This window comes from Amycolatopsis sp. NPDC004378 (genome assembly GCF_053602455.1).
In genome coordinates this window covers 60,037-76,679 of record NZ_JBSGDR010000018.1, presented here as the reverse complement: position 1 = coordinate 76,679, position 16,643 = coordinate 60,037, and the positions used below count along the sequence as shown (strand labels likewise).

At 72.9% G+C, this 16,643-nt stretch carries 12 protein-coding genes; 5 read left to right on the top strand and 7 right to left on the bottom strand.

Going from position 1 to position 16,643, the window contains the following annotated elements; all coding sequences use genetic code 11:
• The first annotated feature begins 148 nt into the window (after positions 1-148).
• Complete coding sequence (locus ACWEN0_RS36960; RefSeq protein ID WP_451984569.1) at positions 149-1,288, top strand: glycosyltransferase family 4 protein; 1,140 nt, start codon at positions 149-151, stop codon at positions 1,286-1,288.
• On the opposite strand, the gene ACWEN0_RS36955 is transcribed toward ACWEN0_RS36960, so the two are convergent.
• From ACWEN0_RS36955 to ACWEN0_RS36945, 3 genes are read right to left on the bottom strand one after another with little or no spacing between them, the layout of a single operon-like run.
• Positions 1,255-2,313 carry a hypothetical protein gene (locus tag ACWEN0_RS36955; RefSeq protein ID WP_451984291.1) on the bottom strand — a complete coding sequence of 353 codons (1,059 nt, stop codon included), beginning with the start codon at positions 2,311-2,313 and terminating at the stop codon, positions 1,255-1,257. The two genes, ACWEN0_RS36960 and ACWEN0_RS36955, sit on opposite strands and share 34 nt — an antisense overlap.
• Before the next feature lie 4 nt (positions 2,314-2,317).
• Positions 2,318-2,500 carry a hypothetical protein gene (locus ACWEN0_RS36950; RefSeq protein ID WP_451984289.1) on the bottom strand — a complete coding sequence of 61 codons (183 nt, stop codon included), beginning with the start codon at positions 2,498-2,500 and terminating at the stop codon, positions 2,318-2,320.
• Positions 2,501-2,503: 3 nt separating this feature from the next.
• On the bottom strand, positions 2,504-4,186 hold the full coding sequence (locus ACWEN0_RS36945) for a hypothetical protein (protein ID WP_451984287.1): 1,683 nt from the start codon (positions 4,184-4,186) through the stop codon (positions 2,504-2,506).
• A 70-nt stretch (positions 4,187-4,256) separates the two neighbouring features.
• Here ACWEN0_RS36945 and ACWEN0_RS36940 point away from each other — a divergent pair, with 70 nt between their 5' ends.
• On the top strand, positions 4,257-5,486 hold the full coding sequence (locus tag ACWEN0_RS36940) for a lipopolysaccharide biosynthesis protein (RefSeq protein ID WP_451984285.1): 1,230 nt from the start codon (positions 4,257-4,259) through the stop codon (positions 5,484-5,486).
• A gap of 4 nt (positions 5,487-5,490) precedes the next feature.
• Here ACWEN0_RS36940 and ACWEN0_RS36935 read toward each other — a convergent pair whose 3' ends face one another.
• Complete coding sequence (locus ACWEN0_RS36935) at positions 5,491-9,495, bottom strand: alpha-(1->3)-arabinofuranosyltransferase domain-containing protein (RefSeq protein WP_451984283.1); 4,005 nt, start codon at positions 9,493-9,495, stop codon at positions 5,491-5,493.
• Between the two features lie 127 nt (positions 9,496-9,622).
• Here ACWEN0_RS36935 and ACWEN0_RS36930 point away from each other — a divergent pair, with 127 nt between their 5' ends.
• Complete coding sequence (locus ACWEN0_RS36930; RefSeq protein ID WP_451984281.1) at positions 9,623-10,273, top strand: class I SAM-dependent methyltransferase; 651 nt, start codon at positions 9,623-9,625, stop codon at positions 10,271-10,273.
• Here ACWEN0_RS36930 and ACWEN0_RS36925 read toward each other — a convergent pair.
• Both ACWEN0_RS36925 and ACWEN0_RS36920 read right to left on the bottom strand, forming a co-directional pair.
• Positions 10,267-11,979, bottom strand: coding sequence for a hypothetical protein (locus ACWEN0_RS36925; RefSeq protein ID WP_451984279.1), 1,713 nt, complete (start codon positions 11,977-11,979; stop codon positions 10,267-10,269). The two genes, ACWEN0_RS36930 and ACWEN0_RS36925, sit on opposite strands and share 7 nt — an antisense overlap.
• Positions 11,980-12,022: 43 nt before the next feature.
• A complete protein-coding gene (locus ACWEN0_RS36920) occupies positions 12,023-13,603 on the bottom strand; it encodes a substrate-binding domain-containing protein (protein WP_451984277.1) in 1,581 nt (526 codons plus the stop codon).
• Positions 13,604-13,864: 261 nt separating this feature from the next.
• Between ACWEN0_RS36920 and ACWEN0_RS36915 the strand changes: the two genes are divergently transcribed.
• On the top strand, positions 13,865-14,677 hold the full coding sequence (locus ACWEN0_RS36915) for a hypothetical protein (protein ID WP_451984275.1): 813 nt from the start codon (positions 13,865-13,867) through the stop codon (positions 14,675-14,677).
• Positions 14,678-14,759: 82 nt separating this feature from the next.
• Here the strand turns inward: ACWEN0_RS36915 and pdxR are convergent, their stop codons facing one another.
• Positions 14,760-16,145 carry a MocR-like pyridoxine biosynthesis transcription factor PdxR gene (gene pdxR, locus ACWEN0_RS36910; protein ID WP_451984273.1) on the bottom strand — a complete coding sequence of 462 codons (1,386 nt, stop codon included), beginning with the start codon at positions 16,143-16,145 and terminating at the stop codon, positions 14,760-14,762.
• Positions 16,146-16,192: 47 nt separating this feature from the next.
• Between pdxR and ACWEN0_RS36905 the strand changes: the two genes are divergently transcribed.
• On the top strand, positions 16,193-16,642 hold the full coding sequence (locus ACWEN0_RS36905) for a carboxymuconolactone decarboxylase family protein (protein WP_451984271.1): 450 nt from the start codon (positions 16,193-16,195) through the stop codon (positions 16,640-16,642).
• Position 16,643: the final 1 nt, after the last annotated feature.

Below are 16,643 nucleotides of genomic sequence, written 5' to 3'. Positions count from 1 at the left end.
ACGGCCCAGCGTGGCCCGATGAGGTCGGTCGAGAACCGGATTACCTACCATTGAACCGTCGCTTTCCCGAATACGTTCCTCTACTGTGTACGCACCGGTAACCTAGCATCGTCGCTACAGTTGGGATATCCCGATGGAACGTCCTCGTGTGCTCCTCGTCAACTGGCGCGACACCGGCCACCCCGAAGGCGGCGGGTCGGAGCGGTACGTCGAGCGGATGGCCGAAGGGCTCGCGAGAGCCGGGTACCGGGTCGAGATCCAGTGCGCCGCCTACCCGGGCGCGACCGCGGGCGAATGGCGGGACGGCGTGCGCTACCGGCGCCGTGGCAACAAGTTCGGCGTGTACGTCCACGCCCTGCGCGCGATCCGCCGCGCCCGCGCCGACCTGGTGGTCGACGTGCAGAACGGGATGCCGTTCTTCGCCAGGGCAGTCGCCGGCGGTCCGGTGCTGGTGCTCGTGCACCACGTCCACAAGGAACAGTGGATCAGCGCGCTCGGCGAAGGGCTCGGCCGGGTCGGCTGGTGGATCGAGTCGCGGCTGGCGCCGTGGCTGTTCCGCAAGTGCCGGTACGTCACGGTTTCCGAGGTCACCAAGGCGGAGCTGGCCGGGCTGGGCATCGGGCGCGAGCGCGTCGCGGTGGTCCCGAACGGCCTCGACGCGCCGCCGCCGTGCGCGTCCGGACGGGACACCACGCCGACGCTGGTCGCGGTGAGCAGGCTGGTGCCGCACAAGCGGATCGAGCACGCCATCGACGTCGTCGCGCGGTTGGCGCCCCGCTGGCCGGCGCTGAAGCTCGAGGTCGTCGGGCAGGGGCCGTGGGACGAGGTCCTGCGCGCGCACGCGGCCTCGCGCGGGGTCGCCGACCGCGTGGTCCTGCACGGCTGGGTCGACGAACAGGCCAAGCACGAGATCCTGGCGCGCTCGTGGCTGCACCTGTGCCCGTCGGTCAAGGAGGGCTGGGGCATCGTCATCATGGAGGCCGCCGCGCACGGCGTGCCGTCGGTCGCCTACCGCGCCGCGGGCGGCGTCGCCGAATCCATTGTGGAGGGCCGCACCGGCCTGCTCGCCGACGACTTCGAGCACTTCACCGCCCAGGTCGACGGCCTGCTCGCCGACGGCCTGCGGCGCACGGAGATGGGCCTGGCCGGCGCCGAGCGGGCCGGGACGTACAGCTGGGACACGAGCGCCGGCCGGTTCGAAGCGCTGGTGCGGGACGTCGCCGGGAAGCCGGCGCCGCGACCGCGGGTGCTGACTCAAGTGACGCGCGGCGAAGCGCTGGCGTCGTGAACCGCGTCGCGGAACTCGTCCAGCAGCCGCCCGGCGGCCGCCGCGTCGAAGTCCCGGCGGCGCGCCCGGACGGTCACCGTCGTGGTTTCGCCGGTGGTCGCCGCGCCGAACGCCACGCCTGAGCGTCCGCTGGCGGCCGGGTAGAACGCCAGGGAGCGCACGGTGTCCCCGGTGGACACCAGCCCGAGGTTCGACACCAGGAACGTCGATCCGAGGCGGCTCGCCAGGAGCCGCGTGCCCAACCGGGCGAGCCGGCTGCTGCGCGCGGGGAAGTCGGGTTCCGGCTCCTGCGCGGCCAGGATCGCGGCGACGTCCGCGCCGGGACGCAGCCGCAGCCGGAAGAACGCGCTGTCGTGCACCGGTTCCGGCGCGGCCCCCGAGCGCCACGAAGCGCCCAGCGCGGCCACCACCCGGGCCGCGCGGGTGCCGTGCGCGTGGTTCCAGCGTTCGGTGGCGCGGGCGGCCGCCGCGACGAACCCCGCGGCCCCCAGCCGGAGCCGTGCCTCGTGCCGGGCCGCGAAGACGTCTCCCGCGGCTTCACCACGCCGGTCCGGCGTGATCCGGCCCGGTGGCGCGAAAAGCGCCTCAGCGAGCCGCTGGAGCGCCGAAAGGGCAAAGGGTTTGCCGCCGGCGCGTTCGCCGATCCCCGTCGCCGCCGAGGAAACCGGGACGTCGAGGAGGATGCCGAGCAGCGAGAGCAGGCCGAGGCCGTCAAGAGCGCCGTGGTGCGCCGCGACGAGCAGGGTCGATTCGCCGGCCGCGACCCGCAGAAGCGGTGCGAAGCGCTCGTAAGGTGCCGAGGCGAACCGGTCGCGGACCGCGGCCAGGTCCGTGGCCCGCTCGATCTCGGGCACCGCACCGAGGCGCGGGTACTGCTGGACGGCGGCCGCCAGCCGGGCCCGGAGCTTTTCCGGTTCCGGTGCGGCCACGCCGAGTTCCGCTTCGAGGAGGATGCTCCAGGAAACGGTGGGGTCGCCGTAGAGCCCGACGACGCGGTGGGCGTGGTCGGAGGCGAGCCGGGTCACCTCGTCAACGGTCCCCGTAGATCTTGTTCGGGTGGTCGGCGGGGTTGTACTTCACCTGCGCGTTGAGCTTTTCCTGCACCTGGGCGGAGCTGTCGGGGTCCGCGCCCTGGATGAGGGCGAAACCCGCTCCGGTCGCCACGCCGCCCCCGAGGATGACGGCGGCGACCACGCCGATGACCGTGCCCACGTGTCACTCCTTCCGCGGCGGGAAGTTCCTGCCGCGCCCCAATGTACGCATCGGTAACATGCGGCACAACAGTGCGACGCACAGCGACGCGAGCGCTACTCCGTTCGCCACCAGGGCAGGCGCCCACGAGATCGCTTTCACCGCCGGCACACCGGGCGTCCGGTAGAGCGTCAGCCACTCACCGGACCACACCTTCGTCGCGTCGGCGAGCAACCGCGGGTCGACGTCACCGGGCGTCCCGTGTTCGACCAGGATCCAGCCGATGCCCGCTTCCGTGAGCTCACGCGCGGACGTCGCGGCGCGGACGTCGCCGATGCGCGGGTCCTCCCCGGCGATGCGGTCCGCGCCCACCTGCAGGGTGTCGTCCGTCAGCACGGGTTTCGGCAGCGCACGCGGAGCCGGGTCGAGCTGGGTGCGGTCGTCGTTCCAGGCGAACCCGCGGAACGCCGAGAGCGGCAGCGCCAGGACGTCGCCGGGCCGGTCACCGAGCACTTCGGACACCGCGCGCCAGTCGTCGGGGTACTGCGCGGTGCCGAGCCGTCCCCAGCCGCCCCAGGCCAGGTCCGGCATGCTGACCAAGGGGAAGACGGCGGCCGCGGCGACGAGCGCGACGCGGCCGCGTTCGGTTTTCAGCTTCGTCGCGGCAACTTCGACGGCGAGGGCGAACCCCAGCGCGAGCGGCAACGCCCACCAGGCCACCCACTTCTGGGCGTCCCGCAGGAGTCCCGCGCCGGGCACGTGCCGGATCGCGGCTGTGAGGAGCGTTGCGCCACCCGGCAACGTGGCCAGCGACGCGAGCAGCACACCCGCGACGCCGAGGCCGGACAACGACCGGGCCGGCGCCTTCCCCCACCGCTTCGCCAGCGGCACGAGCCCGGCGACCGCGATGGCGACGACGATCAGCGTCAGCACGGGGATGAGCGGCATGGCCCGGCTGCCGGGCACGGTTTCGGCGTTCCAGATGCCGCCGAGGCCGAGCACGCTGAGCAGCGCCGGACCCCAGCTTTCGGCGCGGGCGCTGAACGCCGTGACGCCCGCCGGGTCGGAGAACGTGCCGTCGGCGTTGAGGAACGTCGGGACCAGCCAGGGCAGGTTGAGCACGATCACGAGGGGGACCGTCTGCCAGAGGCGGCGTGAACCCGCGGCCGCGACCACGACCGCGGCGGCGATTACGCCGCCGGGTGGCGTCAGGACGGCCGGCGCGCACGCGATCACCAACTTCGGTAGGGCGTTCGGCTCGTGCTTCCGCGCGGCGAGCCCGGCGCTGACGATCCACGGCAGGGCCGCGTACGTCAGGAGCAACGGCCAGTGTCCGATGAAGAGCCGTTCCGCGACATAGGGCGTCCACGCGTAGGCGGTCGCGGCGACGAGCCGGGTGCCGGTGCGTTCGGTCGGGACGAGCCGTCCCGCGCCGAGCGCCGCGAAGAAGATGACCGGCAGCAGGATGATTTTCTGGACGATGTCCCCGGGCAGGACGGTCGTCGCCAGCGCCACGGCGGCGTCGGCCGGGACCGAGCGGGGCAGCGTGCTGCCGATCCCGAAGGCGTCCGGCACGAAGTACTGGCGCGGCGCGAACACCATGTCGTAGCTCAGCACGAAACCGCGGCCGAGCAAGGGCGCGCAGACGGCGAACGCCAGCACCGCGGCCCCCACGGGAAGGGCGAAGCGCCTGCTCGGTGCGTCCACGGCCCTTCCTTTCCGTTGTCCGCGCGGTTAGGGTCCCTGGTCATTACCCGCCGGTAATGGGAGCCCGCCGTTGAGCGTAGACACCGAAGTGCCGGCCCGGACGGGCAACCGGGTCGCGGCGATCCTCGTCTCGCTCGCGCTCGCGGGCAACAACGCGGGCAGCTACGTGCTGAGCCTCGCCGCCGCGCGGATCCTCGCGCCCGGCGCGTTCGGGGAGCTGAGCTCCCTGCTGGCCGTGCTCGTGGTCGGCGTCGTCCCGGCGATGGGCCTGCAGACGGTGGTGGCGCTGCGGGTCGCGCGGTCGCCGTCGACCTCCCGGGGTTCGTTGTTCGCACTGGGGTTGCTGACGAGCGGGATCGTCGCGACGGCGGCGTTGACGCTCAGCCCGTTGCTGGTCCTCCTGCTGCACCTGGGTTCGCTGGCGCCGGCGCTGCTGGTGACGGCCGCACTCGGGCCGTTGACGCTGCTGGGGGTGTTCCACGGAATGCTGCAGGGCGGCCACCGGTTCGCGACGCTGGCCGGGCTGATCGCCCTGGAGGGCCTGGGCAAGGTCGGCGGGTCCCTGGCGGGCCTGCTGGTTTCGGGCTCCCCCACGGGCGCGCTGGCCGGCACCGCGATCGGATCGCTGGCCGTGGTCGTGGCGGGCTGGCAGGTGTGCGGCCGCCCGCGTCCCCGCTGGGCCGATCGCCACGGCGGCGAGGTGCTCCACACGGCGCAGGCGATGCTGGCGCTGGTGCTGCTGGTGAACCTGGACCTGGTGCTGGCGCGGCACACCCTGCCGTCCGACGCCGCGGGCGAGTACGCGCTGGGGGCGATCGTCACGAAGATCGCGTACTGGCTGCCGCAGGCGGTGGGCGTCCTGGTCCTCCCCCGCTTCGCGGCTTCGTCGGGCCGCCGCCGGGCGTTGCCGGTGGCGCTGGCGGTGTGCGCGTTCCTGGACGCGTTCGTGCTGCTGGTTTCCCTGGTGCTGGGGCCGTCGTTGCTGGCGCTGATCGGCGGATCGCGTTACGCCGGAAGCACCATGCCGGTGTGGCCGTTCGCGCTCGCCGGGTCGATGCTGGCGCTGGTGCAGATCCTGCTGTACGCCCGCCTGGCCGACGGCGACCGCCGCGTCACCGTGCTGATGTGGACGGCGGTGGCCGTGGAGGCCCTGCTGATCACGGCGTGGCTGCACGCGTCGGCGACCCAGGTGGTGACCGTCGCGGCCGGCTGCGCGGGCGGGCTGGCCGTGGCCGGAGCGGTGCTCGAGCTGCGCGCTCGACGTGGTCACCGGGATGTCGTGAGTGGCAGTTCGGGTTAGAACCCTAATTGCCGCGCACGGCATCTTCACGGCTGAACCAGTCCACGCACGTCGCCACCATCGCGGCCGCCGCCAGCAGCAGCGCCGCCTGCGTCACCGGGCCGTACGCCCACTCCTGGCCGTGGCCCAGCACCCGGCCCGTCACCGACACCCCGGCCGCCAGCACCATCCCGCCGAAGGCCAGGTACCGCGGTGCCCGCTCCCAGAACTGGCGGGCCAGCAGGCACGCGATCAGCAGCACCACCGGCAGCATCCCGCCCAGCGCGACCAGCAGCCCGATCAGGACCACCGGTACCAGCGAACCACCGGAAACCACCGCGTACGACCGCCTTCGCGCCGGCCAGAAAACGCCCACCAGCGTCAGCACCACCGCGAACGCGCCGATCAGCAGCGAAGTCCGGTAAGCGTGGTCGGGGGTGAACGAAAGCGACACCACGCCGCCCGCGCCCGCCGGGACGATCCATGCCTGCTGCCAGCCGTCCACCCGGGTGCGGGTCAGCTCGCGGCCGTCCAAAGTGGCCACCCAGCCCGCGTTCGCGTTCTCCGGCACCGCCAGGACCGCCTCCGGGCCCGGGGCCACCGTCACCGACCGCGAAGCCGCGTCCCAGTCACCGACCTGCACGGCGCGGTGGACGACCGGCGTGGAGTCCACGGCGGGGCGCAGCCACAGGTCCTGGACGACGAACGAGTCCGACCGGTCCGTCCGCAGCTCGTGGCCGCCCGCCGGCAGCGAGACGCCGCCTTCGGAGTCCCGGCACATCCGCAGCGCCAGCGGCCGGTGCGCGGTGATGTCGGCCAGCGTCCCCTGCACCGACGTCCGGTAGTCGAGCCCGTCGAGGTGGACGTTCGGGCCCGAGCCGCACGGCACCGTGAACGCCGGGTCCGGCCCGGGCAGCAGGCCGTCGGTCCCGGCCAGCTCCAGGCTGCCGATGCCGACGACCGCGCGGGCCGCGGGATCGTCGTCGTCCCCCGGGAGCACGATCTGCAGCTGGTCGGTGTCCATCGGCTCGAACGACGCCGACCCGCCCGCGTCCAGCTCCACCGTGCGCGTCGCGGTGCGGCCGACCAGCTGCACCTGCCGCGGCGCCCGAGCACCGCTCGACGGCGAAACCCCGATGTGCAGCCCCGAAATCCGTTTCGTCCCGGTCCAGTTCAGGGTGAGCGCCGGCCGCAGGTCGGTGACGTCGGGGCGCCACGTCGTGCCCGGGTCGCCGTCCACCGCCGCGAACCCGCCGGCCGCCGGGTCGCCGCCCAGCTCGGACGTCGCCGCCACCGTCACCCCCGGCAGCGTCACCGGGTTCCTGCCGCCGCCCGCGGGCAGCACCGAGCCGCCGACGAGGAACGTCTGCTCGGCCGGGGTGCTGAACAACCGCCGGATGCCGTCGGGTTCTTCGCCGTCCCGGGCCGCGGACGCGTTACACCGCACCGCGCCCCCGGCCGGGAGACACGCGAAGCGCGGCTGGGCCCCGCGCGTGAACGCGAACCCCGGCGCGGGCCCGGCGGGCAGGTCCGCGGGCACTTCCAGGGCGCGCTGCGGCTGCGTCCCGGGGATGGTCAGCTCCGCGATGCCGACGTTCCCGTCCTGCCGCCCGACCACCAGCGACAGCAACGTGATCCGCACCTTGCGCGTGACCCCGCCGGCCACGGCGTAGCTGTGCGCCCCGGCGCCGCGGATCACCTGCTGGTCGACCGAGCCGTTGTCGGTGGTGATCCGGATCCGCGTCGCCGGCCAGCCGACCCGGATGTCGTCCACCAGCTGCAGGTCCACCGAGTTCACCAGCCGCGGCGTGTCGAGCTCCACCTCGAGCCACTGCCCGACCGGGCCGGTGAACGACGACGACTGCCACGCCGTGCGCGGGTCGCCGTCGATCGCGGCGAACGGCTGGTGCCCGGGGTCCGACCCGCCGAAGGCGTCGGCGAAGGACGCGGCCGTCGACGCCGTCACCGCGCGGATCCCCCGGTAGGCGGCGACGGTCTGGTGTTCCTCGCCCGGGAACGGCAGCACGTCGCCGGCGGCGCGCTGCTGCCTGAACGCCTCGCCGGCGGTGAGGGTCTGGCTGAGGTTGTCCCGCACGCCGCCGACGTTCCGTTCGGCGCGGCGCAGCCCGTCGGTGACCAGCCGCGGCCCGCCGGCCGAACCGCCGTCGCCGGTCAGCACCGTCGGCGTCGACGGGTCGAGCTGGCCGGAGTCGATCAGCGGGAGCAGGTTCTCCGGCCCGCCGCTGACCGTCGGGACGTCCTTTGTGGACGTCGCCGTGGCGAGCGGGACCGCCTGCTTCACCTCGTAGATCTCCAGCGGCCCGAACTCCGCCGCCTTGCCGATCCCGGGTGACCCGGCCAGCCCGGCACGCAGCGTCGCGATCGGCGGCGCGTTGGTTCGTTCGCGGTCGATGTCGTTGCGCAGCAGCAGGAACCGGTACCCGGACCGCGCCAGCAGCGACGCCAGCCCGGGGTCGCCCCGGCCGTCCGCGAGGGCCGCGTCGACCGAGTCCATCAGCCGGGTGTTGCCTTCGGACCCGAGCGGGACCTGGTTGCGCACCGCCCACGGGCTCTTCGCGATCGCCTGCGCGGGTTCGTCGACCGTGCGGCCCCAGTCGTACTCGCCGAACCCGGTGGCGGGCAGCAGCAGCGTCCGCGCGTTCGGGTCGGCCTTGGCGACGTAGCCCATCGCGTCGTGCCAGTAGCCGGGCACCTCGTCCCAGCCCGGTCCGGACCGCAGGTTCAGCAGCCACGCGGGCGCGGCCATCACCACGACCAGCAGGAGCCCCAGCGCCGGGCGCAGGAACCGGCGCGCGGACTGCAGCCGGACCGGGCCGGAGATGCCGTGCACGAACGCGAGCATCAGCGGCAGCCGCAGCACCGGCTCGAACTTGTGGACGTTGCGCAGCGGGGCCAGCGGCCCGTCGAGCAGGTGCCGGACCTGCTCGGCCACCGGGCTGTCGAGCGTGCCGACGTAACCGATGGTCAGCAGCGTCAGGCCGGTGACCACGCCCAGCACCAGGAACCGCCGCTCCGGCAGGCCGCGCCGGGTGAGCCCGAGCAGCCCGACCGCGGCGACGAGCCCGGTGGCCAGCATGAGCACGGGGTTGTCGATCAGCGACCACCCGCCGGGCCACCACGGCGTGCCCTGCACGACGTAGGCGACCCACTGGTTCGTCCCGCGCAGCACCTCGAACAGCGACATCGGCGCGGTGGTGTTCGTCGCGGACTCGATGTAGTCCAGGAACGGCAGGCTGTATTCGCCGAGCAGCAGCAGGGGGAGGATCCACCACAGCGTCGCGCCGACGACGAAGACGAACCACCACAGCACCAGTTCGACGTGCCGGCGCGTCCACTTGCGCGTCAGCAGCCACAGTCCCGGCAGGACGAGCGCCATCACGACCATCGCGCCGTTGACCCCGCCCATGCACAGCACGGCCACCGCGGACAGCCCGGCCGCGCGGCGCGGCGAGCCGATCGTCCCCGCCCGGACCAGCGGCACCAGGACCCACGGCAGCAGCACCGCGGGCAGCATTTCCGCGGACAGACCGCCGATTTCGGTCAGCATGCGCGGCGCCAGCGCGTAGCCGAGCGCGCCGATCAGCCGCGTGCGCTCGGTGCCGAGCTTCATCGCCCGCGCCAGCAGCAGCGCGCCGCCGAACGCGGCCGAAAGCAGGATCGCGCCCCACAGCCGCTGCGCGATCCACGCGGGCATCCCGGCCGCTTGGCACACTGCGAAGAACGGGCCCATCGGGAAGAGGTAGCCGTACGCCTGGTTCTGCAGCTCCCCGGCGGTGGCCTGGGGGTTCCAGAGGTGCAGCGCGCGGCCCAGGAACGCGAGCGGGTCGACGGCCAGGTCGAGCTTCGTGTCGAACGTCGTCTTCCCCGGCATCTGCAGGAACGACACCGTGGTCAGCACCAGCACGATCCACGTGCTCGGCCGGCGGAAGAGCGCGCCCACCGAGAACTTCCGGACGCCGCTCGAGGGCGGGGCGTCGTCCCGGGACCGTTCGCGGGTGGCGGTTACCATCCGGTAGATACTAGGCGGAAACCTGGCTACCATGTGCCGACGATTTTGCTGAGTCCCCCGAACTCCTGGCAGGTGCGCCATCTCCTTCGAAGACGCCTGGGCTCTCGCCGAGCCGGTCAAGGGCTGGATGACGCGCGCGCAGGGTGAAGCGCTGTGGAACGCCGCGCGCCGGCTGGAGAAGGGCGACGTCGTCCTGGAAATCGGCAGCCACCAGGGCAGATCCACGATCGTCCTGGGCGCGGCCGCCCGGACGGTCGGCGCCACGGTGATCGCGGTCGACCCGTTCGTCGACGGCAGGCTGTTCGGCGGATCGCCGACGCGGCAGCTGTTCGAGCGCAACATCCGCCAGGCCGGGCTGGACGACGTCGTCGAGCTCGTCGCCGGTTACAGCACGGCACTGCGCCCTGACTGGGACCGGCCCTTACAGCTGCTTTACATCGACGGCAAGCACGACTACTGGACCTACACCGACGACCTGCGGTGGTCGGCGCACTTGCCGCCGGACGCGGAAATCCTGGTCCACGACTGCTTTTCCTCGATCGGCGTCACGCTCGGCACGATCGTGAAGGTCCTCTTCGGACGCCGGTACACCTACGTGGACCGGGCGACGTCGCTGGCGCGGTTCAAGCTCCGGCCACCGTCCACGGCGGACCGCGTGCGGGTGCTGGCGCAGCTGCCGTGGTTCGTCCGCAACGTCGGGATCAAGGTGCTGCTGCGCCTGCGGCTGCGGCCGGTGGCCCGGCTGCTGGGGCACGACAGCCCGTACGACCCCTACTGAGCAACCGGTTTCCCGACCTCGGCCTTCGCGACGCACACCGGCGCGCCCGGGCTGGACAGCCGCACGCCGAGGTGGTCGAAGAGGCCGTCCACCGGCAGGTACAGCGAGTGCAGCCCGGCCTGGAACCACACGGGCGTCCGGCCCACCAGGCCTTCGCCGCCGTCCGAGGTGTAGTAGTCGAGCTTGACCAGGTTCCGGCCGAGCACGGGCGTGTCCAGCGGGATGTCCACCTCGGACTCGCCGATCGCGTACCCGCAGTTGGCCACCGGGCCCGGCTTCCCGCGCGAAACCGGCGCCACGCCGGTGATCAGGTGCGGCTCGCCCGCGGCGTCGAGCAGGTGCATCCGGTTCGTCGGCTGGTCGAAGTGGGTGCCGGGCAGCAGCCCGACCACCCGGGACGCCTGCGAGTCGGCCCCGAACCATTCGTGGACCACATCGGAGGGCACGAAGGTGTCGTAGAAAACGAGGTCCGGGTCTTCCGCGACGGCGTCGCGCACATTGCCGAGGTACTCCGCCGAATGCCCGAACCGCAACGCGGGCGCGAGTCCCGAAAAACCCACCGCGGAACCGGCGAGCAAAAGCACGCACACGGTTAGCGTGATCGGCCGTTCCCGCTTTCCACCGGACGGCGCAATTCCCCCGGGCGGCAAAAACGCGAACGCGCCGCAGAGGGCGGCCGCCACCGCGAGATCGGCGACGTACCGGGGGTCGTCCCCGGCCGACGGCCCGACCTCGCGCAGCCGGGTCAGCGCGAGCAACGCGACGTCCACCGCGAACAGGGCGGCGAACAGCAGCCAGGCACCCCCAGCGCGTCGCCCGCCGGCGCGGATCCCGGCGACCACCACGGCGAGCGCGAGCGCCACCAGGACGACGACGACCGCGAACGGCGACGGCGTCCAGGTCGCTCCCGCGCCGGCGCCGGACCACGGGCCGCCGGCCAGACCCGGCAACAGGGTGTCGCCGAGCATCCGGCCGGTCAGGTCGGCGACGGTGCCGGCGGACACCGGCTGCTCGCCTGACCCGACCTGGCTCGACGTCAGCGCGAAGAAGACGGCCACGAACGCCACCAGCAGCAGGACGAGCCCCGCCCAGTAGCGGACGTGCTCCCGGAAGGACCGTCCGAGCAGGACGGTCACCCCGGCCAGCAGCACCGGGATCACCGCGGCCTTCTCGTAGAACGCGAGCCCGAAGAGCGTCCAGGCGAAGACGCCGAGCCACCACCGGCCGCCGGCGGCCAGGTAGCGCACGTGCGCGTGCAGCGCGCCGACGGCCGCCAGCACCACCGGGACGAGCTGGACGCCGAACGACCACCACAGCGTCGGGACCAGCAGGAGCGTCGAGGCCGTGAAGACCGTGAACGGCACCAGGATCGCCCACCGGCGGCCGAAACAGCGCACGAGCACGCACCAGAACACCACCGTCGCGACCGCCCGCATCAGCAGCAGCGGCGCCATCAGCAAGGGGAAGTTCAGCGGTGCCCACCACGTCGCGACCGCGGCGAGGAAGAACCCTCCGGGCTGCAGGTGCCCGTGGTAGCCCTGGAAGAGGTAGCCGAGGTCGAACGGCCCGGCGGCGGCCGCCCGGTAGGTGACCACGAAGTCGTCTTGGGCGAAACTCCCGTGCAGGGCCGCCCAGGCGTGGAACGCGAACGGCACCACCCCGGCGACGAACGCCGCGAGCACCACCGCCGATGGCCGCCAGATCACTCGCGTCGCGGGTCTTTCGGTTTCCACCAACACAGGGGCGTCCTCAATTCTTGCAGGCCGGTGGCTGGCACATGAGCTTGCTCAGCGCCTGGTAGAAGACGTCGGAGATCTTGCGCGGGTCGGGCGTCGTGAAGGACTCGCCGCCGGTGGCGGCCGAAACCTGCTTCAGCTCGCTCGCGTCGATGTCCGGGCCGATGCCGATCCCGATCACCGGCAACGGTTTCCGCGGGTCCTGCAGCCGGCCCAGCTCGCTCAGCAGGCCGGGCAGGCCGACCGAGTCGCTGTCCTCGTTGCGGCCGTCGGTGAGCACGACCACGACGTTGATCCGGCCGAGCTGCCAGTTCTGGCGGGCGTTCTGGTAGGCGGCCAGGATCGAGTCGTACAGCCCGGTCGCGCCGCCGGGCTTGGGTTTGACGGCCTGCAGCGTCGCCACGCCGCCCGCGGCGAGCTGCTGGGAGATGGGCCGCATCGGCAGCAGTTCCTTGTAGTCCTTGTCGCCGTCCAACCGCGTCGAGAACAGCCAGAGGCCGATCTCGGTCGTCGGCTTGAACAGGCCGAGCCCCTGCGTCGCGGCTTCCAGCGTGAGTGCCATCCGGCTGCGGCCGGTGCCGGGGACGATGGCGGCCATCGAGCCGGAGACGTCGAGCAGCACCTGGACGCGGGCGCTGAGGTTCGCCCCGGCCCAGGCCTGCAGGACGCCGTACATCGCGTCGGGCGCGGGCGGCCCGGCCGGGCGCGGAGCGGCGTTCGTGCGGGTGTCCGCCGGCCGGTCGCCGAGCAGCTGCCCGCCCGGCGTCCGGAACCCGGCGTCGGCGAAGGCTTTCGTCGCGGTCTGGTCCAGCAGCAGCCGCAGGAACCGCTCGGCGGCCGACCGGGACGCCTCCGACGCGCGCGGCAGCACGACGTACGGGTAGTCGAAGCTCGGCACTCCCGCCGCCGGGTACGCCGCGACGAGCTTGCGGGCCAGCACGGACTGCTCGGACGCCGGCGACGCGGTGAACGGCTCCTTCACCGCCGAGACCGCGCGGATCTCCTGGGTGAACTCGGCGGCCGGGTCGGGCGCGTCCTTGGTCAGCTGCTGCAGGCCGATCAGCGCGGCGATGCCGGCCGGGTCGCGGCTCGGGTCGGGCAATCCGACCGGGCTCTCCCCGAGGACGTCCGCCCAGGACGGGGACTTCGCGGGCCAGCCCGCCTTCTTCGCCACGTCGTCGGTCAAGGCCAGCACGACGGGCGAACTCGCCACCGACTGGCCGGTCTCGGGCAGGTTCCACGCGCCGCCGTCGCGGGCCTGCAGCAGCCAGGTGCTCGACTCCGGCACCCAGACGTCCGGGCCGTTCGCGCCGTTGGCCTCGAGCGCCGCCGCGGTGGCCGTCGACGCGGCCGCCGTGACCTCGACGGTGTAGCAGTCGCCTCCGGGCACGGTCCGCGCGAGCGCGGTGAGCACCGGCGCGACGTCCGGCGCCGCGGTGATGCGCACCGGCGTCGTGGTGTCGCAGCCGCCGGCGGCGAGGCGGTCGCGGAGGTAGTCGACACCGAACCAGGCGAGCAGGGCCACCACGAGCAGCACGCTCAGGACGACCACCCGCGCGTCGATGCGCCGGGCCCGCACCGGGTGTGCCGCCATGCACGTGACCTTCCGTCGTCGAAGTCCTGGCAGCTTGCCAGCCGGGGCAGCGGGAAGCCAGTCCCGATAGCGGAAAGTCACCACCGGCGCGTGCGAAAGCGGTGAAGGAATGGCCGGGTGCGGCCGTTTCGGTGATCTTCCGGAACCGCGTAACGTTTCCGCTTGACGCTCGTCCCACAGGGGTAACAGCACGATGGCGGATCGCGGAGACGATTTCGCCGTCCCCGAACCGGCGAACGGCACCGAACGGAGACGGAACCCGTGCGCACGATGTACGACGCGGTCACAGCAGCGAACATCCCCGCCGGCGCCCAGATGGTCGCGGGGTACATCGACAGGATCAAGCTCGAACCCTGGTCGTCCGCCGACTGGGCACGGTTCCCGAACGCGGTCAAGGTGACGATCGTCAAGAAGGCGTCCACCAACGACGGTCACGTCCTCGACGTCGAGCCCGGCGACGCCACCGCGGGCCAGGCACCGGGCTGGGTCCGGATGCGGCGCGCGGCCGGCGCGGACCCGACGGTCTACTGCAGCCTCTCGACGTGGCCCTCGGTTCGCTCGGCGTTCTCCTCGGCCGGTGTCGCCGAGCCGCACTACTGGATCGCCCACTACAACGGCGATCCCACCATCCCCGACGGCGCGATCGCCAAGCAGTACCGCGGGAACGTCGCGCCGGGCTACGACATCTCGTCCGTCGCCGACTTCTGGCCCGGCGTGGACGGCAACGGCAACGGCAACGGATCCGCCTCGACCGGAGTGGAGATCATGGAACGCATCACGGTGACCCCGCCGAACGGCGACCAGAACGCGGTACGGGTCTTCCTGTCGGGCAGCCCGGGCGCGGCGGTCATCGTCCGCCCCCGCCTCGACGGCGAGGGCTTCGCGAACCCGATGTGGGTCGGCGATATCTACGCCTGGGGCAGCGACCACCAGGGCATCGGCCACAACCCGACGCAGACACCCGGCTACGACAACAAACTGACATCCCACCGCCGCTACGACCTTCCGGGCGCGGTGTGGGCGGACATCAACTACAGCGCTTCGGAACCCTTCGAGATCGACATCGTCGGGTAGGCCTCGGCGCGAGCGCCCCCACGCGGCGTTCGGTGCCACCCCGGCGCCACATCGGCCCGCCGAGCGGGAAGCCGTGGCCCCGTCAGGCGGGCGGCAAGGCGCGGCACAGGGCGTCGATCGCCGCCGGGTAGGCGTGGTCCGGCGGGGTTGCGTAGCCGACCACCAAGCCGTCCATTGTGGACATCCGGCTGGCCGGGTGGCGGAAGGCGGACAGGCCGTCCAGGGCGAGCCCCTGCCCCGCCGCGGCCTCGAGCGCCGACGGTTCCGTGCCCGGCGGCAGGCGCAGCACCGCGTGCAGGCCCGCCGCGATGCCCGTCGGCTCGACGTGGGGTGCGCGGGCCGCCAATGCCGCGACCAGCACGTCCCGGCGACGGCGGTAACGCCGGCGCATGCGCCGGATGTGCTTGTCGTACCCGCCGGACGTCAGGAACTCGGCCAGGGTCAGCTGGTCGAGCACGCTCGCCCACGCTTCGCGCTCGCCCTTCACCGCCAGCACCGCGTCGACCAGTGCCTCCGGCAGCACCAGCCAACCGAGCCGCAGCGCGGGTGACAGGCTCTTGCTGACCGAGCCGACGTACACGACGTGCTCGGGGTCGAGGCCCTGGACCGCGCCGACCGGCTTGCGGTCGTAGCGGAACTCGCCGTCGTAGTCGTCTTCGACCAGCAGGCCGCCGGTCGCGCGGACGTGGTCGATCACCGCCGTGCGGCGCTCGTGGTGCAGCGGGCCGCCGGTCGGGAACTGGTGCGCCGGCGTCAGCAGCACCGCCGGCCCGGCCAGCTCGTCGATGCGGGCGCCTTTTTCGTCCAGGGCAAGGGGAATCGTCTCGACACCGGCGGCCTCGAGAAGGCCGCGGTGGAACGCCAGGCCGTACGCCTCGACGGCGAGCGGCCCGCCCAGCACCGCCGGGAACAGCAGCCGCACCGCGTGCGCGAACCCCGAGCACACCACGATCCGGTCCGGCGACGTCCGCACGCCGCGCGCCCGCGCGAGGTACTGGGTCAACGCCTCCCGCAACTCGCGACGTCCGCGCGGATCGCCGGGGCCGAACGCGTCGTGCGGGGCGGTGTTCAGCGCGCGCCGCGCGGCGGCCAGCCATTCGGGACGCGGGAACGACGTCGCGTCCGGCTGACCTTGCCGCAAGTTGTGCCGCGGCGCGGAAACCGGCGCCTTCTTCGGCGTCCGGGCCGCCGGGAGGGGTTCTGCCCGGGCGGCGACGCGGGTGCCCGATCCCTGCTGGGCGCTCAGCCAGCCCTCGGCGACGAGCTCGGCGTAGGCCTCGGCGACCGTGTTGCGCGCCACCCCGAGGTCGGCGGCCAAAGCCCGGTACGGCGGCAGCCGCGTGCCCGGGGCGAGCCGGCCGTCCCGGACGGCGTCGCGCAGCGCCGTGCTCAGCGCGGCCCGCTTGCCCCCGGTGGCCGTCAGCTCCAGGTGGAGGTCGACTCCCGAATTGACCCACGATTCCGGCACGGAAATGCACCCTACACAGGGGTCAACCGAGCCCTAGATTTCTGGTCATGACAACCCGGGTGAACTTCGCCAAGACCGCCCCGAAGGCCTTCAAGGCCCTGATCGGCTTCGACGCCGCCGCCCGCGCCGGGCTGGACCCCGCGCTGGTCGAGCTCGTCCGGATCCGCGCGTCGCAGCTCAACCGCTGCGCCTACTGCCTGCACATGCACACCTCGGACGCCCGCAAGGCCGGCGAGAGCGAAGAGCGCCTGCACATGGTGCAGGTGTGGCACGAGGCCACGCACTTCTTCACCGAGAAGGAGCAGGCAGCGCTGGCCCTGACCGAGGCCGTCACGCTGGTTTCCGAGGGCGGCGTCCCCGACGACGTCTACGCCCGCGCCGCCGGCGAGTTCGGCGACGAGGAACTCGCCCAGCTGCTCGCGCTGATCTGCACCACCAACACGTGGAACCGCATCGCGATCACCACGGCCAAGGTGCCGGGCACGGACGAGCGGTGAG

What these genes read in the sequence shown, in the direction of transcription:
- ACWEN0_RS36935 (WP_451984283.1), bottom strand. Translation starts at nt 9,495, where the DNA reads ATGGTAACCGCCACCCGCGAACGGTCCCGGGACGACGCCCCGCCCTCG.
- ACWEN0_RS36930 (WP_451984281.1), top strand. Translation starts at nt 9,623, where the DNA reads ATGACGCGCGCGCAGGGTGAAGCGCTGTGGAACGCCGCGCGCCGGCTG.
- ACWEN0_RS36920 (WP_451984277.1), bottom strand. Translation starts at nt 13,603, where the DNA reads ATGGCGGCACACCCGGTGCGGGCCCGGCGCATCGACGCGCGGGTGGTC.
- ACWEN0_RS36905 (WP_451984271.1), top strand. Translation starts at nt 16,193, where the DNA reads ATGACAACCCGGGTGAACTTCGCCAAGACCGCCCCGAAGGCCTTCAAG.